15 protein-coding genes and 1 pseudogene are annotated in these 25,251 nt (G+C 72.8%); 2 read left to right on the top strand and 14 right to left on the bottom strand.

Annotation, left to right across the window (positions count from 1 at the left end):
- Positions 1 to 85, top strand: a pseudogene (locus P3T37_RS12790) (ATP-binding protein); the annotation flags it as partial.
- An 84-nt stretch (positions 86 to 169) separates the two neighbouring features.
- Here P3T37_RS12790 and cimA read toward each other — a convergent pair.
- The 5 genes from cimA to P3T37_RS12765 form a co-directional block, all read right to left on the bottom strand.
- Entirely contained in the window at positions 170 to 1,804 is a 1,635-nt protein-coding gene (gene cimA / locus P3T37_RS12785) for a citramalate synthase (RefSeq protein ID WP_280723661.1), read from the bottom strand.
- A 351-nt stretch (positions 1,805 to 2,155) separates the two neighbouring features.
- Positions 2,156 to 2,722, bottom strand: a complete 567-nt coding sequence (locus P3T37_RS12780) for a Uma2 family endonuclease (RefSeq protein ID WP_280723660.1) — start codon at positions 2,720 to 2,722, stop codon at positions 2,156 to 2,158.
- A 104-nt stretch (positions 2,723 to 2,826) separates the two neighbouring features.
- Positions 2,827 to 3,939 carry a branched-chain amino acid aminotransferase gene (locus P3T37_RS12775; RefSeq protein WP_280723659.1) on the bottom strand — a complete coding sequence of 371 codons (1,113 nt, stop codon included), beginning with the start codon at positions 3,937 to 3,939 and terminating at the stop codon, positions 2,827 to 2,829.
- A 141-nt stretch (positions 3,940 to 4,080) separates the two neighbouring features.
- The gene (locus P3T37_RS12770; RefSeq protein ID WP_280723658.1) at positions 4,081 to 5,118 is read right to left on the bottom strand and encodes a 3-isopropylmalate dehydrogenase; all 1,038 of its coding nucleotides are present in this window, start codon (positions 5,116 to 5,118) and stop codon (positions 4,081 to 4,083) included.
- A 62-nt stretch (positions 5,119 to 5,180) separates the two neighbouring features.
- On the bottom strand, positions 5,181 to 5,750 hold the full coding sequence (locus P3T37_RS12765) for a Uma2 family endonuclease (RefSeq protein ID WP_280723657.1): 570 nt from the start codon (positions 5,748 to 5,750) through the stop codon (positions 5,181 to 5,183).
- A 125-nt stretch (positions 5,751 to 5,875) separates the two neighbouring features.
- Here P3T37_RS12765 and P3T37_RS12760 point away from each other — a divergent pair, with 125 nt between their 5' ends.
- Positions 5,876 to 8,284: a YfhO family protein gene (locus P3T37_RS12760; protein ID WP_280723656.1), complete on the top strand. Its 2,409-nt coding sequence runs from the start codon at positions 5,876 to 5,878 to the stop codon at positions 8,282 to 8,284.
- Here P3T37_RS12760 and P3T37_RS12755 read toward each other — a convergent pair.
- The 9 genes from P3T37_RS12755 to P3T37_RS12715 form a co-directional block, all read right to left on the bottom strand.
- Positions 8,271 to 11,564: a S8 family serine peptidase gene (locus tag P3T37_RS12755; RefSeq protein WP_280723655.1), complete on the bottom strand. Its 3,294-nt coding sequence runs from the start codon at positions 11,562 to 11,564 to the stop codon at positions 8,271 to 8,273. The two genes, P3T37_RS12760 and P3T37_RS12755, sit on opposite strands and share 14 nt — an antisense overlap.
- Positions 11,565 to 11,737: 173 nt before the next feature.
- Positions 11,738 to 11,905: a hypothetical protein gene (locus tag P3T37_RS12750; protein WP_280723681.1), complete on the bottom strand. Its 168-nt coding sequence runs from the start codon at positions 11,903 to 11,905 to the stop codon at positions 11,738 to 11,740.
- Positions 11,906 to 12,196: 291 nt separating this feature from the next.
- Positions 12,197 to 12,823, bottom strand: coding sequence for an LURP-one-related family protein (locus P3T37_RS12745; protein ID WP_280723654.1), 627 nt, complete (start codon positions 12,821 to 12,823; stop codon positions 12,197 to 12,199).
- A gap of 137 nt (positions 12,824 to 12,960) precedes the next feature.
- Entirely contained in the window at positions 12,961 to 14,553 is a 1,593-nt protein-coding gene (gene serA / locus P3T37_RS12740) for a phosphoglycerate dehydrogenase (RefSeq protein WP_280723680.1), read from the bottom strand.
- Between the two features lie 270 nt (positions 14,554 to 14,823).
- A complete protein-coding gene (gene ilvC / locus P3T37_RS12735; protein ID WP_280723653.1) occupies positions 14,824 to 15,819 on the bottom strand; it encodes a ketol-acid reductoisomerase in 996 nt (331 codons plus the stop codon).
- Between the two features lie 159 nt (positions 15,820 to 15,978).
- Positions 15,979 to 16,503, bottom strand: coding sequence for an acetolactate synthase small subunit (gene ilvN, locus P3T37_RS12730; RefSeq protein WP_280723652.1), 525 nt, complete (start codon positions 16,501 to 16,503; stop codon positions 15,979 to 15,981).
- A 32-nt stretch (positions 16,504 to 16,535) separates the two neighbouring features.
- A complete protein-coding gene (locus P3T37_RS12725; protein ID WP_280723651.1) occupies positions 16,536 to 18,389 on the bottom strand; it encodes an acetolactate synthase large subunit in 1,854 nt (617 codons plus the stop codon).
- A gap of 250 nt (positions 18,390 to 18,639) precedes the next feature.
- Positions 18,640 to 21,672 (bottom strand): EAL domain-containing protein, encoded by a 3,033-nt coding sequence (locus tag P3T37_RS12720; RefSeq protein WP_280723679.1) that lies wholly within the window; start codon positions 21,670 to 21,672, stop codon positions 18,640 to 18,642.
- A 374-nt stretch (positions 21,673 to 22,046) separates the two neighbouring features.
- On the bottom strand, positions 22,047 to 25,127 hold the full coding sequence (locus tag P3T37_RS12715) for a helix-turn-helix transcriptional regulator (RefSeq protein ID WP_280723678.1): 3,081 nt from the start codon (positions 25,125 to 25,127) through the stop codon (positions 22,047 to 22,049).
- Positions 25,128 to 25,251: the final 124 nt, after the last annotated feature.

Below are 25,251 nucleotides of genomic sequence, written 5' to 3'. Positions count from 1 at the left end.
CACCCTCGACGCACGCCGCCGAGACAGCGCCAAAAGCGCCCTCATCACCCTCGTCGAACACGCCCTCCTCGCCCGCCTCCGATGAGGAGGGGCCCACTCCTCGCCCGCCTCCGCTAAACCGAGCCCGTGTTGGGGGCTCCGCATCGCGGAGCCCCCACGGACCGTCAGCTCACTCCTGCGGCTCCAGGCCGGACTTGATCAGGCCGTAGGTGTAAGCGTCCTCCAGGGCCAGCCAGGAGGCGGCGACCACGTTGTCGGCGACGCCGACCGTGGACCAGCTGCCGTTGCCGCCCGCACTCTCGATCAGCACCCGGGTCTTGGACCCGGTGCCGTGCTGGCCCTCCAGGATCCGGACCTTGTAGTCCACCAACTCCAGCTTCGCCAGCTGCGGGTAGATCTTCTCCAGCGCGGTGCGCAGCGCCCGGTCGAGCGCGTCCACCGGACCGTTGCCCTCCCCCGTGGCGATGATCCGCTCACCCTTGGCCCAGAGCTTCACGGTCGCCTCGTTGGCCGCCGTCCCGCCCCCGGCCGCCAGGCCCGGCTGCCCGCCCGCCTGCTGCTCGCTGATGGTCCGCCAGGACTCCAGCGTGAAGAACCGCTTGCGCCGGCCCTGCGCCTCGTCACGCAGCAGCAGTTCGAACGAGGCGTCGGCGGCCTCGTAGGTGTAGCCGAGGTTCTCCTGCTCCTTCACCCGTGCGACCACCCGGCCCACCAGGTCGCGGTCGGCGGAGAGGTCGTAGCCGAGCTCCTTGCCCTTGAGCTCGATCGAGGCCCGCCCGGCCATGTCGGAGACCAGCATCCGCATGGTGTTGCCGACCCGCTCGGGGTCGATGTGCTGGTAGAGGTCCGGGTCGACCTTGATCGCGGAGGCGTGCAGGCCGGCCTTGTGCGCGAAGGCCGACACCCCGACGTACGGCTGGTGGGTGGAGGGGGTCAGGTTGACCACCTCGGCGATGGCGTGCGAGATCCGGGTCATCTCGGCGAGCCGCCCGGCCGGCAGCACCCGGCGGTCGTACTTGAGCTCCAGTGCGCCCACCACCGGGAACAGGTTGGCGTTGCCGACCCGCTCGCCGTAGCCGTTGGCGGTGCACTGCACGTGCGTGGCGCCGGCGTCCACCGCGGCCAGCGTGTTGGCGACCGCGCAGCCGGTGTCGTCCTGGGCGTGGATGCCGATCCGCGCGCCGGTGGCGGCGATGACGTCCGCGACGATCTCGTGCACGCCGGACGGCAGCATGCCGCCGTTGGTGTCGCAGAGCACCACCACGTCGGCCCCCGCCCGGTGGGCGGCGCCGACCACCGCGAGCGCGTACTCGCGGTTGGCGCGGTAGCCGTCGAAGAAGTGCTCGCAGTCGACGAAGACCCGGCGGCCCTGGGCGCGCAGGTGCGAGACGCTGTCCCGGACCATCTCCAGGTTCTCCTCCAGCGTGGTGCGCAGCGCCAACTCGACATGGCGGTCGTGCGACTTGGCGACCAGCGTGATCACCGGGGCGCCGGACGCCACCAGCGCGGCGAGCTGCGGGTCGGCGGCCGCGCTGCCACCCGCGCGCCGGGTCGCGCCGAAGGCCACCAGCTGGGCGTTCGAGAGCTTCAGCTCGGCCGCGGCGCGGGCGAAGAACTCGGTGTCCCGGGGGTTGGCGCCGGGCCAGCCACCCTCGATGAAACCGACGCCGAACTCGTCCAGGTGGCGGGCGATGGTCAGCTTGTCGGCCACCGTGAGGTTGATGCCCTCGCGCTGCGCGCCGTCGCGCAGGGTGGTGTCGAAGACGTGGAAGCTGTCATCGGGGTGACTCGTGCCGTCGGTCATGGCCCTGGATTCTCCGTTCGGGGAGTACTGCTCTTGCCGGATTCCCGGCTCCACTGTCCACCATTCCCGCGCGCCACCCGGCATCCGGCACCACCTCGTGGGCGGAGCCGCAGGGCCGGATCCCGCCCGGTCGGCGGGGATGGGCGCGACCGGGCCAAAACAAAAGACCCCTCGCGGGTGCGAGAGGTCTGCGCGCGGGTCTGAGACACGGTGGTCACTCCGCGGGGGTACTGCGGAGCGGTCACTGCGGACCGGCGCGCCTGCTGCTAATAATGAGCGCGAGCGAGGACACACTCGGAGTCTGGCACACCGTCCCGCAGGACGGGCGCCCCATCTCGCGATGCGGGACGCTCAGAGGAGTTCGCCGGTGTCCAGCGCGAAGCCGAAGGGCGCGGGGAGATCCAGGGCTTCCCCCACCGGCACCCACGCGGTGGAGTGATAGTCGTCCTCCTGGGGGTCGCTGTGAAGGAAAACCTTGTTCTCCTGGCGATCCAGGAGGAGGTAGAGCGGGATACCAGCAGCCGCATAGCCGACCCGCTTTGCTTCACGGTCCTTCTCGGGACGCCTGGAGGTGACTTCGAGAACCATCAGCACCCCCTCGGGCTTCGACCAGGATCCTCGCCCTGCCATAGCACCACGGCTGGTGAACGTGCCGTCCGGAATGAAGCGACCAGTAGGGACGATCAGCCCCTTGCCCCCTGCGAAGTCCATTCCTTTGGGGCACTGACGAGCGATCTGCCAGACGATCCGGCCAATCGCGGTCTCGTGGTCACCGTCCGGCGGTGGAGTCACGATGATCTCCCCTTCGATGAGCTCGGCCTTGAACCCCTCCGGGGTCTCCAGCGCCAGGAAGGCTTCCAGCAGGCTCTTGCCTTCATCGCCCGGGGCGTCGGTGACATGGTGCGTCAACGCAGTCACGGTCCCCTCCTTCCGATCCACACAGCTCAACGAGCGGGTCACTTCGAGGTTACCCAGACCGGGCGCCCCACAGCGTGGAGCGCCCGGGAGGAAGCGGAGACGGGTCAGACGATCGGGTGCATCCAGCCGTGCGGGTCGGCCGCGTGGCCGCCCTGGAGGTCGAGCAGGGCCTTGCGGAGCTTGAGGGTGACCGGGCCGGGCTCGCCGGTGCCGACGGTCCAGTCCGCGCCCTCGGACTTGACCGAGCCGACGGGGGTGATCACGGCGGCGGTGCCGCAGGCGAAGACCTCGGTCAGGGTGCCGTCCGCGTTGCCCTGCTTCCACTCGTCGGTGGAGATCCGGCGCTCCTCGGTGGCGTGGCCGAGGTCGGCGGCCATGGTGAGCAGCGAGGCGCGGGTGATGCCCGGGAGCAGCGCGCCGGAGAGCGCGGGGGTGACGATGCGGGCGTCGTCGCCCTCCCCGTACACGAAGTACAGATTCATCCCGCCCATCTCCTCGACCCACTTGTGCTCGGCCGCGTCCAGCCAGACCACCTGGTCGCAGCCCTTCGCGGCGGCCTGCGCCTGGGCGACCAGCGAGGCGGCGTAGTTGCCGGCGCACTTGGCCGCGCCGGTGCCGCCGGGGGCGGCGCGCACGTAGTCCTCGGAGAGCCAGACCGAGACCGGCTGGACGCCGCCCGGGAAGTAGGCGCCGGCCGGGGAGGCGATGATCATGAAGAGGAACTCGTTGGCCGGGCGCACGCCCAGGCCGACCTCGGTCGCGAACATGAACGGCCGCAGGTACAGGCTCTGCTCGGGCTCGCTGGGCACCCAGTCGCGCTCCTGCTGGACCAGCAGCTCGACGGCCCGGACGAAGGTCTCGGTCGGCAGCTCGGGCATCGCCAGGCGGCGGGCGGAGCTCTGGAAGCGCTCGGCGTTGGCCTCGGGGCGGAAGGTCGCGATCGAGCCGTCGGGCTGGCGGTACGCCTTGAGGCCCTCGAAGATCGACTGCCCGTAGTGCAGCGTCATGTTCGCCGGATCCATCTCCAGCGGCGCGTACGGGGTCAGCTCGGCGTCGTGCCAACCGCGGCCCTCGGTCCAGCGGATGGTGACCATGTGGTCGGTGAAGAACCGACCGAAGCCGGGGTTCGCCAGCCGGGCCGCGCGTTCGGCCGCGGGCAGCGGGTGCGCGGAGGGCTTGAGCTCGAACGTGATTGGCGCCTGGTTGGGCGTGGTCATGTCTTCAGTCCTTCACCGTGGGGTTGGTCAGGGCCATGACCGCCATCCGGCTTCGGTGACTGAACGCACGACGGCACGGCCCACTGTTGATAGTCGCATCTCAAGGGCCGTGCCGAACAGCTGTTGGGAGCGCCGGCCCTCTCAGCCGGCTACTCGGGCGGCGAGCGCGTCGCCGACCTGCGAGGTGCTACGGGTGCCGGTGCGCTCGGCGAGGTCGGCGGCGACCGCCGCCTCGACCTTGGCCGCCTCGGCGGTGAAGCCGAGGTGCTCCAGCAGCATGGCGACCGACAGCACGGTGGCGGTCGGGTCGGCCTTGCCCTGGCCGGCGATGTCGGGGGCCGAGCCGTGCACCGGCTCGAACATCGACGGGAAGGCACCGGAGGGGTTGATGTTGCCGCTCGCCGCCAGGCCGATGCCACCGGTCACGGCGGCCGCCAGGTCGGTGAGGATGTCGCCGAACAGGTTGTCGGTGACGATCACGTCGAACCGCTCGGGCTGCGTGACGAAGAAGATCGTCGCCGCGTCCACGTGCAGGTAGTCGGTGGTGACCTCGGGGAACTCCTGGCCGACCTGCTGGAAGATCCGGGTCCACAGGTGGCCGGCGTGCACCAGCACGTTGTTCTTGTGGACCAGGGTCAGCTTCTTGCGCGGACGGGCGGCGGCGCGCCGGTAGGCGTCGCGGACCACGCGCTCGATGCCGAAGGCCGTGTTGAGGCTGACCTCGGTGGCCACCTCCTGCTCGGTCCCGGTGCGCAGCGAGCCGCCGTTGCCGACGTACGGACCCTCGGTGCCCTCGCGGACGACCACGAAGTCGATGACCGGGTCGCCGGCCAGCGGGGAGGCCACACCGGGGAAGAGCTTGCCCGGGCGCAGGTTGATGTGGTGGTCGAAGGCGAAGCGCAGCTTCAGCAGCAGCCCGCGCTCCAGCACCCCGGAGGGCACCGACGGGTCGCCGATCGCCCCGAGCAGGATCGCGTCCTGGTTCTTCAGCTCGGCCAGCACGCTGTCCGGCAGCGTCTCACCGGTCGCGTGGTAGCGCCGGGCGCCGAGGTCGTACTCGGTCGTCTCGATCTTGACATCGGCGGGAAGCGCGGCGGTCAGGACCTTGAGGCCCTCGGCCACCACTTCCTGGCCGATACCGTCACCGGGGATCACTGCGAGACGAAGGCTGCGAGACATGGCCGGAACCCTACTCCGCGTCCCAGCTGCTGACACCTCATGTCCATGATGCGGACGGGTGATTAGCTCAGGTCGAGCGAGACGTCGACGGGGAAGGGGTGGGCGGTCTTGAGTGCGCCCCGATGGACGCCGGTCGGGGCGTAGGTCCGGGTCGCCGGGTCGACCTCGTAGGTGTAGATCACGGGACTTCCCTGATCGTTCTCGACGCGCCAGTAGTACTGGATTCCGGCGGCCGCGTACTTGCGGGGCTTGACCTCGCGGTCACGCTCGACGGAGTCGGGAGAGACAACCTCAACGGCCAGCAGGACGTCCTCGGGGCCGACAGAGGTCTGCTCCGGGCCGGCGAGCGCCGACTGCCGGACCACCATCAGATCGGGCTCGGGACGATTTCGGACACCCAGGACGATGGTCATCTCCCGCAGCACGTCCCACCCGGCCGGGACTGCCTCCAGCAGGCCGCGCTCCAGCAGACGCATCGTGCGCATGTGGAACATCATCTGCGGACTCACGAAAACCAGACTCCCGTCGAGCAGCTCCGTGTGCGGAGGCAGGTTCGGGAGCCGGTCCAAGTCCTCGGCCGTCCAGCCGCCGACCGGGGGCTGGGGCCAATCGGGCTGCGGTGCGACGCTCATGATTACTCCCACGAGGAGATTCTGGCGATCCAGTTCAGGTTACCCAGCAGCTTCCGTCTCACATCACCCTTACGGGTGCGGTCGGTGCCCGAGCACTGACGGGCCGGGGCGGCAGGATGGGCGGCATGCGGGAATCTCGGGCGGCTGTCGCGGCCGGTGCGCTGGCGGCGGGGGCGTACGGGGTGGGGCTCGCGGTGCAGGGGGGACGCGGGCCGACCGAGCGGGTGGTGCCGCTGCACGCGCATCTGTGGGACCTGGTGCACGGGGAGACCTCCGGGGACCTGCTGTTCAACTGGGGCAGCGGCTACGGGGTGCCGTTCCTGCCGGATCTGTTCGGTTCACTGCTGAACCCGTTCTCCTGGCTGGTGGTGCTGCTGCCGCGCAGCGCCGTCGGCGTGGGGGTCCTGCTGGCCACCCTGCTGAGCATCGGTCTGTCCACCGCCCTGATGACGCTCTTCCTGGGCCGGCTGCGGGCCGGCTCGCCCTGGCTGCGGGGGCTGCTCGCGGTCGGGTACGGGCTGTGCGGCTGGGTGCTGGTCGACGGCGCGGGGCGGCCGGCGTGGCTGTGGGGGCCGGTCTCGCTGCCGCTGCTCTGCCTGGCCTTCGACCGGGCGCTGCGCCGCGAGCGCTGGGGGCTGGGGACGCTCTGCGTCGCGCTGGCCTGGACCGGCGACTTCTCCATCGCCCTGACCGCGACCCTGGGCGCCGCGCTGGTACTGCTGCTGCGGCTGGTCCTGGCCGGCGACCGCCCGGTCCGCGACCGGCTGCGCGCGCTCGGCCGGGCGGTGGGCATGACGGCGGTGGGGGTGGGGCTGGTCGCGCCGGTGCTCACGGTCACCTTCCGGGCCGGGCGGGCCGCCCAGCCGGTGACGGCCCTGCGACCGGGCACTCCGGGGCTCACCGACTACCTGGCCCAGACCCTGCCGGGCGCGCTGACCGGCGGCCTGTCCGAGCGGGCGCTGCCGAACGTCTTCGTCGGGGTGCTGGGCCTGCTGCTGGCGGCGGCGCTGCCGTTCCACCGCGCGGTGCCGTGGCGTGAGCGGGCCGGCTGGTGCGTGCTGCTGGCGCTGGCCGCGCTCTCGTTCGCCTGGCGGCCGGCGATCCTGCTGTGGCACGCCCCGGCCGCTCCCGAGGGCGACCCGTACCGTTCGACCTTCGTGCTCAGCGGGCTGCTGACGATGGCGGCCTGGAGCTGCCTGGCCCGGCGGCCCGACCGGGTCGCGCTGGCCGGCGGCGTGGCGGTGGTGGCGGTGCTCGCGCTGGTGGCGCGGGGGCACGGATCGGTGCGGCCGATCACCTGGGTGCTGCTGGGGGTCGGGGTGCCGCTGGCGGTGGCCGCGCTGCTGCTGCTCGTCCGGGGCCCGCGCAGGGTCGCGGCGGCGGCGCTGACCCTGCTGGTGCTGGCCGGGTCGAGCTGGACGGTGACCTCAGTCACCCCGCCGCACGGTCCGCGCCCCGACGAGACCCAGGTCCGGGCCGCCCGCGACGCGATCCGGGGCTCGGACCACTGGCCGACCGGCCGCACCGATCCGGGGCCGGCGCGGTTCACCGCAGACGACCCGCTGCTGATCGGCGGCGAGGGCGGCGGCTACGACAGCCCCTACCTGCCCGCCGTCACCGCGCAGACCCTGCACGCCCTGGGCGCGGGCTGGTCCGCGCAGGGGCGGCGGACCCAGAGCGTCGCCGACCCGGTCGGGCAGGCGCTGCTCGCAGTGCGCGGGGTGCTGGACCCGCGGCTCACCGTCCAGCAGCGCCCGGCTCCGCCGCTGGTCACCGTGCACGCGCCGACCGTGCTGGACACCTCCTCGGTCTGGTCCCGCCAGCAGGCGCTGCTCGGCGCCGAGGTCTACCGGATCCCGGTGCCCGCGCCGTTCGGGTCGCCGGCCCCGACCGACCACGGCAGCAGCGGCTGGTCGATCCCGCCCGTCCCGCCGGACGGCAGCCCGCCGGGCTTCACGCTGAGCTGCCCGCCGGGCGGTACCGCGTACTTCTACGGCCCCTGGTTCGACGGAACGGTGACCGGCCCGGGCGGCGGCTTCAGCAGCGCCGGACGGCAGAACGCGACCGCGATGCCGATCCACCTGCTGGGCACGGTCCCCGCCGACGGGGTGGTCCGTCTCGAGCTGCGCAGCGGCGCCGACAGCCAGGTTCCGGCGCTGCCGGTGGGCTGCCTGGACGAGGCCGCGCTCTCCGCCGCGGTGGCGCGGCTGACGGCCGGCGGCGCGGTCGCGGTGCGCGCGGGCGGCCACACGATCAGCGCGGCGCTGCCCGCCGGGAGCGCCGGCACGGCGGTGTTCTCGCTGCCGGTGGTCCCGGGCTGGCAGTGCGCGGTGGACGGCGGGCCGGACCGGGCACCGCAGTCGGCCGAGGGGCTGCTGGCGGTGCCGCTGGGCGCGGGGGCCTCGCGGGTGGCGTGCGACTACCGCCAGCCCGGCCTGATGGACGGGCTGGCGGTGGCGGCGGCGGCCGCGGCGGCGCTGCTCACCGTCGCCGCCGGCGCATGGTGGCAGCGCCGGCGGCTCAGCCGACGGTGAGCAGCTGGGCCCGCTTCCCGTCGGTGTTCAGGTGGTGCACCAGCAGCAGCCGGACCGGCCCCGGCTGCGCGCGGCGCACCTCCAGGACGGCGCCCGGCAGTTCGGGCGCGACCACCGCGGCCGGTCCGGAGGCACCCGCGCGGACGTCCACGGCCGGGTGCAGGACGTCGATCTCCAGGGTCGGCCGGGTGCCGGCGAAGCCGATCGAGGAGAGCGCGCCGGCCGGGTCCAAGGAGCCGTCCTGGTAGCCCGTCCAGAGCGCGTAGCGGATCCGCGCGGCGTCCGGACGCAGGCCCGGGAGCTTGGCCAGCCGCACCGGCAGGACCACGGTGTCGCTGTCCAGCAGGTCGGTGTCGGTGTCCCCCCAGCGCGCGTCGAGCGGCTGGACGTCCAGTTCGCGGCCGGTGCGGGCGTCCACCGTGCGGGCCACCAGGACGTCGCTGCCGGGCAGCCGGTCGGCCGACACCACCGCGTCCACCACGCCGTCGCCGTCGGTGTCCAGCGAGGCCCGTACGGAGGTCAGGGCGACCGGACCGCTGGCGGGGGCCCAGCTGGTGGCCGCCAGGTAGAGCATCCCGTCCGCCAGGGTGTCGCCCGGGACCGCAGGGGCGTCGGTGGCCGCGCCCACCGCCCGCAGGTCGGCGGCCCGCTCGCCCGGCCGGTCCACGCAGGTCGCGTCGTGGCCGGGGGCCGGGCAGTCCGGCCAGCGGGGGCCCTCGCCGCCCAGCTCGAACGCGCTGATCAGCGAGGCGGTGCCGCTGCCCGTGACGGCGGCGGTGCCGCTCAGCGTCAGCAGGGTCGAGGCCGGGCCGTTCGCGCGCGGCACCGCCTGCCCGGGTGCGGCGGTGAGGTCGGAGGCGGGGCGCGGGGCTGCGAAGAGCGGCACCCGGAGCACCGGCTGGGCCGGGTCGGCCGGGGTGAGCAGCAGGCGTCCGGAGAGTTCGCCGCGGTAGGAGCGGGCCCGGCCGGCCTGGGTGAGCGTGAGGGTGGGGTCGGGGGCGCGCTCCAGCAGGCCCGGCACGCTCAGGGTGACCCGCACCCGGGCGCTCTCCCCCGCCGGGACGGTGAGCCGGCTCGGCGACAACTCGAACCGGGCGCCGGGCAGTTCGGTGGCCGCCTGGTAGCCGGTGGTGTAGTCGAGCGGCGCGGTCGAGAAGTTGTGCACCTCGACCTCCCGGGTGAGCGCGAGCGGTCCGGTCACCGGGACCGGCCCGAAGGAGAGCCCGACCGCGCCCGGCCGCTCGCCGACCGCGTACGCGACGGCGGGCGTGGCGACCGCGAGGTCGGCGCGGACCCGGCCGGCGCCGGCCCGCTCCGGCCCGTACACCGGTCCGGTGCGGCCGCCCTTCGCCCAGGTGTCGCCGGCGGTGTCCATCAGCGCGGCCTTCACCTGCTCGACGGTCCACTGCGGATGGGCGGCCCGGACCAGCGCGGCGATCCCGCTGATGTGCGGGGCCGCCATCGAGGTGCCGTCGTCGCGGGCGCCCTGGCTGCCGCTGCCCGCCTTGGCCGACCAGATGGTCTCGCCGGGCGCCGCCAGGTCGGGCTTGACCAGGCCGGCCACCGCGATCCCGCGCGAGCTGAAGTCGGTCATGGTGTCCACCCGCTCGGGCTGGTCCTGGGAGACCGAGCCGTGCAGCGGGTTGCCCGGGGTGGCGAGTTCGACCCGGGTCTCGCCGGTCCTGGCGTCCTGCCGCAGCCGGTCGCCGTCGGCCGGGGCGACGATTGCGGCGGGGATCCGGGCGTTGCCGGTGATCTCGCCGAGGTGGTCGCCGTCGGCTGCGAAGATCGCGCCGACCGCCCCGGCGTCGGCGGCGTGGTCGGCCCGGGCGGGTGAGCCGCAGGCCCGGTCGGCGTCCTCGGTGCGCCAGGAGAGCAGGGCGATCCTGCCCCGCAGCCGGTCGGCGTCGGCGGGGCTGAAGGGGGTGCAGCCGTCCGCCTGGTCGAGCGGCAGGGCCAGCGGCGCGGCCACCTCGTGGTCGGCCCAGCCGCGGTAGCCGGCGCTCCAGTGCGCGGGCAGCAGGCCGGCCGCGGCGGGCGGGGAGAGCACCCGCAGGCCGTCCGCGTCGCCGTGGCCGCCGACCGAGGCGGCCACCGTCAGGGCCCGGGCGGCCACGCCGGGGCTGCCGCCCACGCCGTAGACGTCGCCGTCGTTGCCGGCCGAGGTGACCACCACGGTGCCGGCCTCGGCCAGCTTGTCGACGGCCAGCGCGTCGGCGTCGTCCGGGTCGCCGAACCGGCTGCCGAGCGAGAGGTTGACCACGTCCAGGCGGTCCGTGAGGTCGCCGTCCTGGTTGGGGTCGGCGGCCAGGTCGAGAGCGTGCGCGAGCTGGTCGGTGCCGCCGTGGCAGCCGAAGATCTTCAGGGCGTAGAGCTTGGCGCCGGGCGCGGCGCCGGGTCCGACCCGGAAGCCCGCCGGGTCGAGCCCGCTGCGGTACGGGCCGGTGTAGGTGCGGCCGTCGGAGCCGACGCCGTAGCCGGCGGCGGTGCCCGCGACGTGCGTGCCGTGGCCCTCGGCGGCGCAGTCCAGCGGGTTGGGGTCCGGGTGCGGGACGGGCTGGAAGTCCGGGGCCGAGGGGTCGGGGTTGTAGTCGTCGCCGACCAGGTCCTGACCGCCCGTCACCTTGGCGTTCGGGAAGAGGCCCGGCGGCGCGGGCTTGGAGCCGTCGACGGCCCGGAACGCCTCGGGGGTGCCGGGGCCGCCGAAGTCGGCGTGGGTGTAGTCGATGCCGCTGTCGATGATGCCGATGGTGATGCCCTGGCCGGTGTTGCCGGGCACGGCGTCCGCGCCGGACCAGACCGCGGGCGCGCCGGTGAGCGGGACGGAGTGCGCGTTCGAGCGGTCCTTGCGCGTGATCGGGTGCACGGCGCGCACGCCGGGCAGCGCGCGCAGGGCCGGCAGCCGGTCGGCGGGGGCGTCCACGGCGAGGCCGGTGAACAGGGTCTTCGTGCGGTAGAGGATCCGCACGCCGGGGCCGACGGCGTGCTCCAGCCGCTCCAGGGCCTCGCCCGCCCGCGCGTGCTGGTCGTGGCCGGCCTGCGCGGCGGCGCGCTGCACCGCCTGCGGGGAGCGCAGTTCGCGCCGGGCCTGTTCGGTGGCGCGCCGCCAGGCGGGGGCGGCGGCCTCGGTGTCGAGTTCCAGCAGGACGCTGCTGCGCGCGGGCGGTGGAGCCGCGCGCGGTGGTGCGGCGCCGGCCACGCCACCGATGGGCAGCGCGGCCGACAGGGCGAGGGCCAGGCAGAGCGGAACGGTCAGCCTGCGGGGCGATCGGATGCGCACAGCTCGTCTCCCCCGGAGGGGCGGACTGATCTGCGGCCGACCGAGGGGCCTCGGTCGGCGATCACCCTTCCGGAGGCATCAAATTACGATCATCGCGTCGGCAGTGGCCAGCAACTTCACCCGGCCGGCGGCCTGTTGCACCCGCGTGGGTGACAGGCCGTCAGGCGAACGGCCTAGAGGTGCCCGGTGCTGCCGCCGTTGTCGCGGCGGTCGAGGGCGCGCTGGAGGGCGGCGGCGGCGAAGGGGTTCGGCTCGCTGGGACGACGGCGACGGCGGACGGGCTGCGCGGCGGCGGCGGGGGTGCGGTCGCGGTGGGTGAGCAGGTCTGCGGTGGGGGGCATACCGGACTCCTGGGTTCGTGGGCACGCGGCGGTGCCAAGGAAAGGAAGGAGGGGGATACGCCTGGCGGGGGTCGCCCGCCACAGTGCGTACGGCGCGCACGGGCCGTGCACTCCGGGCGGCTGGTGGGGCCGGGAGCGACAGGCTGACCGTGTGGCAGTTTCACGGTACGCCGGTGGTCAGCGGCTGTCTGCACAACTACTCGGATTTCCTACTATCTGAGACGGGGACGACCGAGAACGCCGCAGGCCCGGACCGTCGGACGGTCCGGGCCTGCGGCTGGTCGGGGGCGATCAGTCGTCGATGACCATGTCCTCGACGCAGGCGCAGATGGCCAGCAGCAGCGCGTCGTCCTGGCCGGGCACGATGGTCACGCCGTAGTGCTCGCTCAGCAGCGACCACTTGCGGGAGATGTGCGCGACCTCCTGCTGCCCGTACGTGATGGCGTACTGGTGGTCGGTGATGTTGCCGGTGACGTGCAGCTCGGCACCGTTCTCGAAGGTGACGGTGAACTTGTACACCAGCGGCGAGAAGAGGGCCTTGTGCACGGTGGCGAGGCGCTGGTCGCCCCGGTTGATGTAGCGGATGTCCCGGAGCGTCATGATCTTCTCGGAGACCCGGTACAGCTCGTTGCCCTGGGCGTCCTGCAGAGCAAGCGCGCCGCTGAAGCTGAAGAGCTTGTCGTCGACCTGGAAGACCTTCTGGCCCTGGCCGTTCTTGATCCAGAAGTCGTGCGTGGGCGAGAAGAACTTCTCGTCGATCTCGTAGGTCACGCCGTTCTGCACCGGCTCGTGGCCCTCCAGCAGCCGCTGGGACAGGCCCTGCAGGAAGTCGTCGTGCCCTGCGCCGTGGCCCTGCTGCTGCTCTCCACCGAGGAGCTGCTGGGCGATGCCGAGCAGGCCGCCGAATCCGTCACTCATGATGCTTCCCTAGCTTGGAACGTTGTGGCGGGAACGATCCTAGGGAAGCCGCCCGGCATGCCGACAGCCCTCTCCAGGCTCTGTTGCACAATCAACACAACAGGTGAAGAGGGCTGCTGACAGGGTGTCCGCAAGCGTCAGCCGAGGTCGACCCCGCGGGCGAACTTGGCCCCGATCTCGGTGGCGATCTCGGCCAGCACCTCCTGGGAGATCTCGCTGTCCACGGTGATCGAGGCCAGCGCGTCCTTGGTCTCGCCGTCCCGGGCGACCTGCATGCCGGCGATGTTGATGCCCGCGTCGCCGAGGATCCGGCCGAGCGTGCCGACCACGCCGGGGCGGTCCTCGTACTTGAAGAACGCCATGTGGTCGGTGAGCGCGACGTCCACGTCGAAGGAGTCCACGCCGACGATCTTCTGCTGCTGCTTCGGGCCGGAGAGCGTGCCGGAGATGGCCACCTCGCCGCCGTCCGCCAGGGTGCCGCGCACGGTGATCACGTTGCGGTGCTCGGGGCTCTCGCTGCTGGTGGTCAGCCGGACCTCGACGCCGCGCTCCTGGGCGAACAGCGGGGCATTCACGTAGGACACCGTCTCGGCCACGACGTCCTCGAACACGCCCTTGAGGGCCGAGAGTTCGAGCACCTTCACGTCGTGCTGGGTGATCTCGCCGCGGACCTCGACGTCGAGCCGGACGGCGACCTCGCCGGCCAGCGCGGTGAAGATCCGGCCGAGCTTCTCGGCCAGCGGCAGGCCCGGACGGACGTCCTCGGCGATCACGCCGCCCTGCACGTTGACCGCGTCCGGGACCAGCTCGCCGGCCAGCGCCAGACGCACCGACCTGGCGACCGCGATGCCCGCCTTCTCCTGCGCCTCGTCGGTGGAGGCGCCCAGGTGCGGGGTGGCCACCACGTTGTCGAAGGTGAAGAGCGGGGAGTCGGTGCACGGCTCCTTGGCGTAGACGTCCAGGCCGGCGCCGGCCACCCGGCCCTCCTTGAGGGCGCTGGCGAGCGCGGCCTCGTCCACGATGCCGCCGCGGGCGGCGTTGACGATGCGCACGCTCGGCTTGACCTTGTGCAGCGCCTCGTCGCCGATCAGGCCGATCGTCTCGGGGGTCTTGGGGAGGTGCACGGTGATGAAGTCGGAGACCTCCAGCAGCTCGTCCAGGGAGAGCAGCTTGACGCCCATCTGGGCCGCGCGGGCGGCCTGGATGTAGGGGTCGTAGGCGACGATCTTCATGCCGAACGCGGACATCCGCTGGGCGACCAGCACGCCGATCCGGCCCAGGCCCACCACGCCGAGGGTCTTCTCGGAGAGCTCGACGCCGGTGTACTTGTTGCGCTTCCACTCGCCCTGCTTGAGGGCGGAGTTGGCGGGCGCGATGTTGCGGGCGACCGAGATCAGCAGGCCGCAGGCGAGCTCGGCAGCCGTGACGATGTTGGAGGTCGGCGCGTTGACGACCATCACGCCGGCCTTGGTGGCGGCGGATACGTCGACGTTGTCGAGCCCTACGCCCGCGCGGGCGACGACCTTGAGCTTCTTGGCCACCGCCAGCGCCTCCGCGTCCACCTTGGTGGCGGAGCGGATCAGGATGGCGTCGGCGTCCGCGATGGCGGTCAGCAGCTCGGTGCGGTTGGCGCCGTCGCAGTGCCGGATGTCGAAGTCCGGTCCCAGGGCGTCGACGGTGGCAGGCGACAGCTCTTCGGCGATCAGCACGACAGCGTTCTTGGATGACACGTTGCTCACGACAGTTGTCCTTACTGTCCGGTGCTCCCCCGGTCCACGGGCAGGTGGGTGGCGTGCCGACGATGTCGGCCGGAGCTCGGGGGATGGTGGCATGCCGCGTAGGTAGACGCACGACGCTGTGGGCCTGACGCGCACTCGGAGTCTATCGACGTACCGGGTCGTTGCCTGTGCCCGTGCGGCGAAATCACCCGCACGGGACCAGACGTGATGTACAGACGGGGCAGGTCCGGATCCGGACCTGCCCCGCTCGTACGATCAGCGTCAGGCGTCCTTGACCCAGCTCATGAGCTTGCGCAGCTCCTTGCCGGTGGTCTCCAGCAGGTGCTCGGAGTCCGCGGTCTTGTACGCGTTGTACTTGGGCAGGCCGGCCTTGTACTCGGCGATCCAGGTGTTGGCGAAGGTGCCGTCCTGGATCTCGGTGAGGACCTTCTTCATCTCGGCCTTGGTGTCGGCGGTGATGATGCGGGGGCCGGTGACGTAGTCGCCCCACTCGGCGGTCTCGGAGACCGACCAGCGCATCTTCTCCAGGCCGCCCTCGTACATCAGGTCGACGATGAGCTTCAGCTCGTGCAGGCACTCGAAGTAGGCGATCTCCGGCTGGTAGCCGGCCTCGACCAGGGTCTCGAAACCGGCCTTGACCAGGGCGGCGGTGCCACCGCACAGGACGGCCTGCTCGCCGAACAGGTCGGTCTCGGTCTCCTCGGTGAAGGTCGTCTTGATGACGCCCGCCTTGGTGCCGCCGATGCCCTTGGCGTAGGACAGCGCCAGCGCGAACGCGCTGCCGGAGGCGTCCTGCTCGACGGCCACGATGCACGGGACGCCGCGGCCCTCCTCGTACTGGCGGCGGACCAGGTGGCCCGGGCCCTTCGGGGCGACCATGCAGACGTCGACGTCGGCCGGGGGCTTGATGAAACCGAAGCGGATGTTCAGGCCGTGGCCGAAGAAGAGCGCGTCGCCCGCCTTCAGGTTCGGCTTGATGTCGGCCTCGTAGACGTCGGCCTGGATCGGGTCCGGCACCAGGATCATGATGACGTCGGCCTCGGCCGCGGCCTCAGCCGCGGAGACCACGCGCAGGCCGGCCTCCTCGGCCGCCGCACGGGACTTGGAGCCCTCCTTGAGGCCGACCCGGACGTCCACGCCCGAGTCCCGCAGCGACAGCGCGTGGGCGTGGCCCTGGCTGCCGTAGCCGATGACCGCAACCTTGCGGCCCTGGATGATGGACAGGTCGGCGTCGTCTTCGTAGAACAGCTCGGCCACGGTGGGACTTCTCCTTGCGTGATGTCGCGTAGGTGCACTGGCTACCGTACGCGCGGTGGTGGGGGTGGAGCGGGATGCGCCAGGGTGTGAGACAGAGGTCGTAAGGTGCCGCGCGCAGCGCGCCCCAAGAAGGGTGGCGGCGGGTGGCGGGTGGGCCTGTCAGGCGCTGCGGTCGAGGGCGCGCAGCGAGCGGTCGGTGATCGAACGGGCACCGCGCCCGATCGCCACCAGGCCGGACTGCACGAGCTCCTTGATGCCGTACGGCTCCAGCATGCGCAGCATCGCCTCCAGCTTGTCGGAGCTGCCGGTCGCCTCGATGGTCACGGCGTCCGGCGACACGTCCACGGTCTTGGCGCGGAAGAGCTGCACGATCTCGACGACCTGGGACCGGGTCTCGTTGTCCGCCCGGACCTTGACCAGGACCAGTTCCCGCTGGATCGCAGCGGACTGGTCGAGCTCGACGATCTTTATCACGTTGACCAGCTTGTTGAGCTGCTTGGTGACCTGCTCCAGCGGGAGGTCCTCGACGTTGACCACGATGGTCATCCGGGAGATGTCCGGGTGCTCGGTCGGGCCGACCGCGAGGGAGTCGATGTTGAAGCCCCGACGGGAGAACAGCGCGGCGATGCGGGCGAGCACGCCGGGCTTGTTCTCGACCAGGACGGAGAGGGTGTGCTTGGACATAGTCGTATCTCTCTATCGAAAGGTCGGGGCCGTCAGTCGAGGTCGTCGCCGAAGTCGGGGCGGATGCCCCGGGCGAAGAGGATCTCGTCGTTGCTGGTGCCGGCCGCGACCATCGGCCAGACCATGGCGTCCTGGTGGACGATGAAGTCGATGACCACCGGGCGGTCGTTGATCTCCATCGCCTGCTTGATCACCGCGTCCAGGTCCTCCGGGCGCTCGCACCGCAGGCCCACGCAACCCATCGCCTCGGACAGCAGCACGAAGTCCGGGATCCGGGTGCCCTGGACGGGCTTGGCGATGCCGTCGTGCTCCGGGCCGGCGTGCAGCACGGTGTTGGAGTAGCGCTGGTTGTAGAACAGCGTCTGCCACTGGCGCACCATGCCCAGCGAGCCGTTGTTGATGACCGCGACCTTGATCGGGATGTTGTTCAGCGCGCAGGTGACCAGTTCCTGATTGGTCATCTGGAAGCAGCCGTCACCGTCGATCGCCCAGACCGCCAGGTCCGGACGGCCCGCCTTGGCGCCCATCGCGGCCGGGACCGCGTAACCCATCGTGCCCGCACCGCCGGAGTTCAGCCAGGTGGCCGGCTTCTCGTAGTTGATGAACTGCGAGGCCCACATCTGGTGCTGGCCCACGCCCGCCGCGTAGATCGCGTCAGAGCCGACCAACTGGCCGATCCGCTCGATCACCTGCTGCGGCGCCAACTCGCCCTCGGGGGCGGGCTCGTAGCCCAGCGGGTAGGTCGTCTTCCAGTCGTTGAGCTTGACCCACCAGTCGCTGTAGTCGCCCCGGTGGCCGGCCTCGTGCTCGGCCTGCACCGCGACGATCAGGTCGGCCAGCACCTCGCGGGCGTCGCCGACGATCGGCACGTCCGCCGGGCGGTTCTTGCCGATCTCGGCCGGGTCGATGTCCGCGTGGACGACCTTGGCCAGCGGGGCGAAGCTGTCCAGCTTGCCGGTGACCCGGTCGTCGAAGCGGGCGCCCAGGGTGAAGAGCAGGTCCGACTTCTGGAGCGCGGTGACCGCCGGGACGCTGCCGTGCATACCGGGCATGCCCAGGTGCTGCGGGTGGCTGTCGGGGAAGGCGCCCAGCGCCATCAGGGTGGTGACCACCGGCGCGCCGGTCAGCTCGGCCAGGATCCGCAGCTCCGCGGTGGCGCCCGCCTTCAGCACGCCGCCGCCGACGTACAGCACCGGGCGCTTGGCGCCGACCAGCAGCTTGGCGGCCTCGCGGATCTGCTTGGCGTGCGGCTTGGTCACCGGGCGGTAGCCGGGCAGCGAGGTCTCCACCGGCCAGCGGAAGACCGTGGTGGCCTGCAGCGCGTCCTTGGCGATGTCCACCAGCACCGGGCCGGGGCGGCCGGTCGCGGCGATGTGGAACGCCTCCGCGATCACCCGCGGGATCTCCGCCGGATCGGTCACCAGGAAGTTGTGCTTGGTGATCGGCATCGTGATGCCGCAGATGTCCGCCTCCTGGAAGGCGTCGGTGCCGATCGCCTTGGAGGCGACCTGGCCGGTGATCGCGACGATCGGGACGGAGTCCATGTAGGCGTCGGCGATCGGGGTCACCAGGTTGGTCGCCCCCGGGCCCGAGGTCGCCATGCAGACGCCGACCTTGCCGGTGGCCTGTGCGTAGCCGGTGGCCGCGTGGCCCGCGCCCTGCTCGTGCCGGACCAGGATGTGGCGCACCTTGACGGAGTCCATCAGCGGGTCGTAGGCCGGCAGGATCGCCCCGCCCGGGATGCCGAAGATGGTCTCCGCACCGACGGCCTCGAGCGAGCGGATGAGCGACTGCGCCCCGGTCATCGTCTCGACCACCGCAGGGGTGCCTTGGGACGGGGCGGCCGGGTGGTCCCCGCGGCGGGGGGATGCCGTGTGCTCAGTCATCTGCCTGTCTCTTCTCAGGTCGCCGGGTGCCTGTCCGCTTTCTCCCATTTTCAGGGGAAAAGGGCTGGCGGTACAACGGTGTTCCAAACGTACGAGTGCAACAAAAAACCCCTCGTGCCCAGGGCATGCGAGGGGTGGCGCGTCGGTCTGTATCAAGTCGGTCCTGCTGGCCGACTCAGCCGACGCGCCCGCCAAGTACGAGAATTCGGGTGCGCATGGCACCGACCTTCCTCCCGTGCCACCACCAGTGTCAAGCGGGCGGGATCAGTGTCTCGCCATGCGGACCCACCGTTGGACCGCTCCCCGGGCCCCCGTTCGGCCCCGCCGCAGCCCGGTGCTCCGGGGTCTCCAGCGGCCCGTGGTGGTGCGGGAGCCGACCGAGAGCGGACTCCGCACGGCCACCCGAACGGGTGTCTGCGGCGGACAGGTAGGCCCGCCGCGCGGACATCGCGCCGACCGGCCGGGGCAGCGGGTACAGCCGCCGGGCCAGCGCCCGGCGCAGCCGGTACTCGTCCAGCGGCTGGGCGAAGGCCAGCCCCTGCCCCTGCCGGCAGCCGAGCTCCTGCAGGACGGTGACCTGGCGCGGCTGGTCCACCCCCTCGGCCGCGGTGACCAGGCCCAGGTCCCGGCCCAGCCGCAGCGCGTGCCCGGCCAGCGCCCGGCTGCGCGGGGAGTCGGGCAGCTCCTGGATCAGCGTGCGGTCCAGCTTCAGCGCGTCGAGCGGCAGCCGGGACAGCGCGCCGAGCGAGCCGCTGCCCACCCCGAAGCCCGCCACCGCGGTGCCCACGCCCAGCCGGCGCAGGGCGGCCAGTCGGCGGCCCAGCTCGTCCGCGATGCTGTCCGGCCCGGTGCGGGCCAGCTCGACCACCAGCTGCCCGGCGGGCAGGCCGGTGTCCCGCAGCGCGCCCGCGATCGTCTCGTAGACGCCCGGGGAGCAGAGCCGCTCGGCCGAGAGCCGCACCGAGACCGGGACGGCGCCGGACCCGGGACGGCCGCCGAAGGCGTGGCCCGCATCCGCCCGGACGGCCGCCTCGGCCACCGTCTGCTGGAGCAGCCAGCGGGCGAACCGGGTGGCGGCGTCGCCGTGGTCGGCGCTGCGCAGGAACTCCACCGGGGTCAGCAGCAGCCCCTGCGCCGAGCGCCAGCGGGCCAGCGCCTCGACGCCGGTGACCGCGCCGCTGCGCAGGTCCACCACCGGCTGGTGGAGCAGCGCGAAGCTGCCCTCGCGGACCGCGACCCGCAGCCGCTCGTCCAGCTCCTTGCGGCGGTCCAGGTCGGCACGCATCGCCGGGCTGAAGAGCACCACCCGGCCCTTGCCCTCGGACTTGGCCCGGTACATCGCCAGGTCGGCGTTGCGCATCAGCTCGTCCGCCAGCTGGTCGGCCGACCTGGCCGGCCCCGGACTGCCGGAGCCGTCCGCCGGCCCCGGGCCGAAGGCGATGCCGATGCTGGCGGCCACGCCCAGCTCGGAGCCGCCGATCCAGTACGGCTCGGAGAGCGCCCGGCGCAGCCGCTCCGCCAGCTCCTGGACCTGCGCGCGGCCGCGCGGGCCGCAGACCAGTGCGGCGAACTCGTCGCCGCCGAACCGGGCCACGGTGTCCCCCGAGCGGACCGCGCTCTGCAGCCGCCGGGCCGCCTGGACCAGCAGCTCGTCGCCGACCTGGTGGCCGGCGGTGTCGTTGACCGCCTTGAAGCCGTCCAGGTCGAGGAAGAGCACGGCGACCGGGCCGATCTCCTCGGGCAGGTGCTCGCCCGGGTACTCCGGCGCGTGGTCGCGGGAGTGCTCGCGTGGCCCCTCCTCGGCGCCCCGGCCGACCAGCGCGGTGCGCAGCCGCTCGGCGAACAGCGCCCGGTTGGGCAGGTCGGTGAGCGGGTCGTGGAACGCGTTGTGCTGCAACTGGGCCTGGAGGCGGACCCGTTCGGTGACGTCGCGACTGTTCAGGATCAGCCCGTCGCGGTACCGGTTGACGGTCGACTCCACGTGCAGCCACTCGCCGCCGCCGGAGCGGATCCGGCACTCCACCCGGGTGGTCGGCTCGCCGCTGCGGGCCGGCGGGTGGGTCAGGTGGCGGGCCGGGCGGGTGCTGCGGGCCAGGAACCGGCGGACCTCGCCGACCACCCGGTCGGTGTCCTCCGGGTGCACCAGGTCGAGCAGCCGGCTGCCGACCAGCTCCTCCGGATCGCGGCTGTAGACCCCGAGTGCGGCCGGACTGACGTAGCTGAGCACGCCGTTGGCTCCGGCGATCATGATCACGTCGCTGGATCCCTGCACCAGCGAGCGGAAGTGCGCCTCCTTCTGGGCGAGTTCCTGCGCCAGCGAGAGGTTGTCCAGCAGCATGATGCCCTGCCGGACGATCAGCGCGAGTCCGACGGTGCAGGCCACCACGATCACCACCCGGTCCATCGGGCGCCCCCCGAGGGCGTTGTAGAGGATGCCCGCCGTGCAGACCGAGGCGGCGGCGTACGGGGTCAGCGCACTGAAGGTGGAGGCCACCCGGCGGCGCGGCGTGCCGCCCGCCGAGGGGTGCTGGCGGCTGGAGTGCCGGCGCTGCCAGGCGGCCGACCACGGCGCGAAGGCGAGCAGCAGGCTGCCGGCGAACCAGCCGGCGTCCAGGATCCCACCGGAGCGGTAACTGCTCTGCACGGTCGGCGAGGTGAAGAACGCGTCGCAGACCACGGTGACGGCCAGGCTCATCATCGCGGTGTACACCGCGACCCGGTTGCCGTCCCGGCTGCGGAACCGCAGGCCGACCACCAGCGAGACCATCAGGATGTCCAGCACCGGATAGGCCAACTTGAGTGCCAGGCCCAGCGGGTGGCTGGTGTCACCGGCGGCGGTGCGGCCCAGGGCCAGGCTCCAGCTCAGCGTGAAGAGCGATCCGCCGACCATCCAGCCGTCCAGCAGCAGGCAGAACCAGCCGGCCGCGCCGCGCGGGCGCTGGGCCAGCACCAGCAGTCCGGCGACCGCGAAGGGGGCGAAGAGCAGGAAGGCGTAGTCGGCCAGCGACCTGCTGGGCACATCGACCCGCAGCACCACCTCGTACCAGCCGCAGGTGCCGTTGCCCAACGCGACCGTGCAGGAGGAGAGTCCGAAGAGCAGCCAGGCCGGGCGGGCCGGACCCGACACCGTGCACCCGTGCACCAGGCAGGAGAGTGCGGCGGCCAGGGCGGCGCCCGCGAGGCCGAAGTCGCCCATGAACTCGGCGGCCTCCTGGGAGCCCCAGCCGCTGGCGGCGCCCAGCGTGTAGGCGAGGCAGGTCAACGCGACCAGTACGCCGGGCAGGCGCCGGTCGAGCGCGAGACTGCGCGGGCGGGCGAAGCGGCGCGGCGGGTCAGCGGCGGAAGCGGCTGCAACAGCGGCGACGGCGACGGATGGCACGGCATCGGTGGGGTTCACCCGGTACCTCCCCCTCCGGCCCGCGGCTTGGTGCCACCCGGACTGCGACTGCGTCGTCCGCAGACGGGCGGCCGCACCAGTTCTCCCAGTCGGGACAGTACACCACTTCGGTCACTCAATGACACGCACACTCAACTTAGAGTAATGGTCCGAGAGTAGGGATATGCACCCGCTTCCACCAGATCGGCCCGGTTGGCCGTAGCGCACGCGATGAAGCGCGCACGCCGGGGCGTGTGCGCCCATGCGCCGGGCCCTGTGCGTCAGTGCGCCGGGGCGTGAGACCGCCCGTCGGCCGCTTCGGGGAAGAGGTGCAGCCGGTGGGCGAGGGCGGCCGCCTCGCCGCGGCCGGAGACCTCCAGCTTCGCCAGGATGTTGGAGACATGCACGCTCGCCGTCTTGGGCGAGATGAACAGCTCCTCGGCGATCTGCCGATTGGTACGGCCCAGTGCCAGCAGCCGCAGCACGTCCGTCTCACGCGGCGTCAGCGAGAACTCCGCCGGAGCGGACGGCGCCGGCTGCTGCTGCGCGGGCGTCGCGGCCAGCGCGCGGGCCACCCCGGCCCGCTCGGCCAGCCGGGCGATCTCCTGGGTGAGAGCGCCGTCGCCGCGCAGCTCCGCCAGCGCGGCGGCCTCCCGCAGCAACTCCCCGGCCTCCTCCCGGCGCCCCGCCGCGGCGGCCGCACGGCCCGCCCCGAGCAGCGCCAGCACCAGCGGATACGGCAGCCCGGCGGCCCGCAGCGGGGTGAGCGCGGCGGCCCAGTGCGTCGGGGTGTCGGCGCCGGCCGCGCGGGCCAGCTCGGCCTCGGCCAGCCGCGCCCACCCCACGTGCAGCGGGACCACCGGCCGCTGCCGGCCGAGCGCCTCGGCGATCCGCTCAAGGACCAGCTCCCGGCCGAGGTCGGCCGAGGGCAGGCCGCGCGAGTCCGCCTCCACGGCGGCCGCCCTGGCCAGCACCGGCAGCAGCCGGTTGTCGCCCTGCGGGGGCAACTGCCGGTCCAGCGCCGTCAGCAGCTCGGCACGGGCCTCCAGCGGCCTGCCGGTGCGCCCCGCGAGGTCGATCGCCAGCCGGGCGGTGGGCAGCACGTGCTGTGGCTGATCGTCCCGGGAGTTCAGCCGGGTCTTCACCAGGTGCTCGGCGGTCAGCGCGAAGTCGCCCTGCAGGAAAGTGACTTCACCCCGGATCCGGTACAGGTACTCGTCGTATCTCTCGGCCCGGCCGCCGTCGTCCCAGCCGGCCAGCACCTCGGCGGCCTCGGCCGGCCGACCGCTCAGGATCAGGCACTCGGCGAGGTTCCCGGCCAGGATCGCCCCGGTGTTGCGGAGCAGGCCGAGCCGGCCGGCCACCTCAAGGCCCTCCCGGGCCAGCGCGGTTGCCTCCTCGGCCTGGCCGAGATGAGCGAGCATGCTGGCCAGGTTGTTCAGACCCCGGGTGAGCACCTCTGGAACGCCGAGCTCGCGGGCGGCCGCGACGGCGGCGCGCAGCGAGGCGACGCCCCGCTCGGGTTCGCCGAAGTCGTTGTACAGGGTGCCCAGCGTCATCCGCGCATGCAGCTCCACGCTCTTGGCGCCGACCTGCCGGGCGATCTCGACGGCCCGCTCGGCGAGCGCGACGTCCCCCTCGGTGGCCACCCGCAGCATGCTCATCGAGGCGCCCATCGCGAACACCTCCGCCTGCACGGCGGACGGCGGACGGCCCTCCACCAGCCGCAGGGCGTGCGCGAGTTCCTCGACGCCGCCGGCCCGGTTGAGGTGGCCCAGCATCCGCGACCGGTGCATCCGGAACCAGGCGCTGCGCAGCGGGTTCTCGTTCTCGTCCACCTGCTTGAGCCCGCGCTTGGTGAGGCTGAGCCCGCGCTCGCGGTCGCCGGAGCGACGGGCCGCGACGACGGCCTCGGCCAGCACGTCGACCAGCCGCAGCCGGTCGCACTCGGTGCCGCAGGTGCCCGGGACGCAGCAGCAGGGCGGGTAGGTCTCGGCCCAGTCGTGCGGGCGCAGGGTGGTGCGCAGGGACTCCTCGTCCACCTCGTCCCAGAGTTCGACGGCCCGCTCCAGCAGCCGCAGCTGCTCGGCGAAGGCGTTGCGGCGCCGGGCCGCCCGGGCCGCGTCCAGCGCGGTGGGCAGCGCGCGGGCCGGATCGTGGGCCTGGTACCAGTAGTTGGCCAGCCTGGCCGGGCGCTCGTCGCGCTGGACCAGGCCGGGATCGGCCTCCAGGGCGGCGGCGAAGCGGCGGTTGATCCGGTGGCGCTCGCCCGGCAGCAGGTCGTCCGAGACCGCCTCGCGGACCAGCGCGTGGCGGAAGCGGTAGCCCTCGCCGTCCTTGTCCAGCTGGAGGATGTTGGCGCCGACGGCGGTGCGCAGCGCGTCGATCAGCTCGTCCTCGGGACCGTCCAGGACGGCGGCCAGCAGCTCGTGCTCCACCCGGGAACCGCCCTCGGCCGCGATCCTGAGCACCCGTTGGGTCTCCTCGGGCAGCGCCTCGACGCGGACCAGCAGGATGTCCCGCAGTGAGTCGCTCAGGCCCACCGAACAGCCGTCCTGGTAGGAGTGGGCCAGCTCCTCGACGAAGAACGGGTTGCCCTCGGAGCGCCGGTGGATCCGCTCCACCAGCTGGCGGTCCGGGTTCTCGATCCGCAGGATGCCGGCCAGCTGGGCGGCCACCTCCTGGCACTCGAAGCGGTCCAACTCCATCCGCTGCACGGTGCGCTGGCGCTCCAGCTCGGCGAGGAAGGGCCGCAGCGGGTGGCGGCGGTGCAGGTCGTCGGTGCGGTAGGTGGCCAGGATCAGCACCCTCGAGCGCTGCAGCGTGCTGATCAGGTAGGCCAGCAGCTCGCGGGTGGAGCGGTCGGACCAGTGCAGGTCCTCGATCGCCAGGACGAGCGTGCGCTGCGCGCTGAGCCGCTCGAAGAGGCGGCCGATGTGCTCGAAGAGCCGGGCCCGGCCGTACTCGTCGTTGGGCTCGCTGTCGACGTCGCCGAACTCGGGGAGCAGCCGGGAGAGATGGGCCTCCATCCCGGTGGCGGCCGTGCGCAGTTCGGGGCCGAGACGGCGGTACAGCCGGCGCAGGGCCGTCACCAGCGGGGCGTACGGCAGGCCCTCGGCGCCAACCTCCAGGCAGCCGCCGAGCATCGTCACGGCTGCGGCGTCCGGTCCCGCGCCCTTGCCCTTGCCGTCGGCCTCGGCCTCGGCCGCGCAGAGGAACTCCTCCAGCAGACGGGTCTTGCCGACGCCCGCCTCACCACCGATCAGCAGCGCCTGCGGCTGCCCCGCCGAGGCACGGCGCAGCGCCGCCATGAGGGTGGCGGTCTCGCTGCCACGGCCGACGAACACGGGACTGACCGACATCTGATCCACGGCGCTGAGCATGCCACAGGGACCCGACACCAGCCGAGCGATTACCTGGGCGTGAGACACCGGCGCTGAACGGCCCGAGGGGAGGGCGCCGGTGGCGTCCCTCCCCTCGTCTCCC

The organism is Kitasatospora sp. MAA4 (assembly GCF_029893355.1).
In the GTDB taxonomy this organism is placed as follows: domain Bacteria; phylum Actinomycetota; class Actinomycetes; order Streptomycetales; family Streptomycetaceae; genus Kitasatospora.
This window is presented reverse-complemented; position numbering and strand designations above follow the sequence as displayed.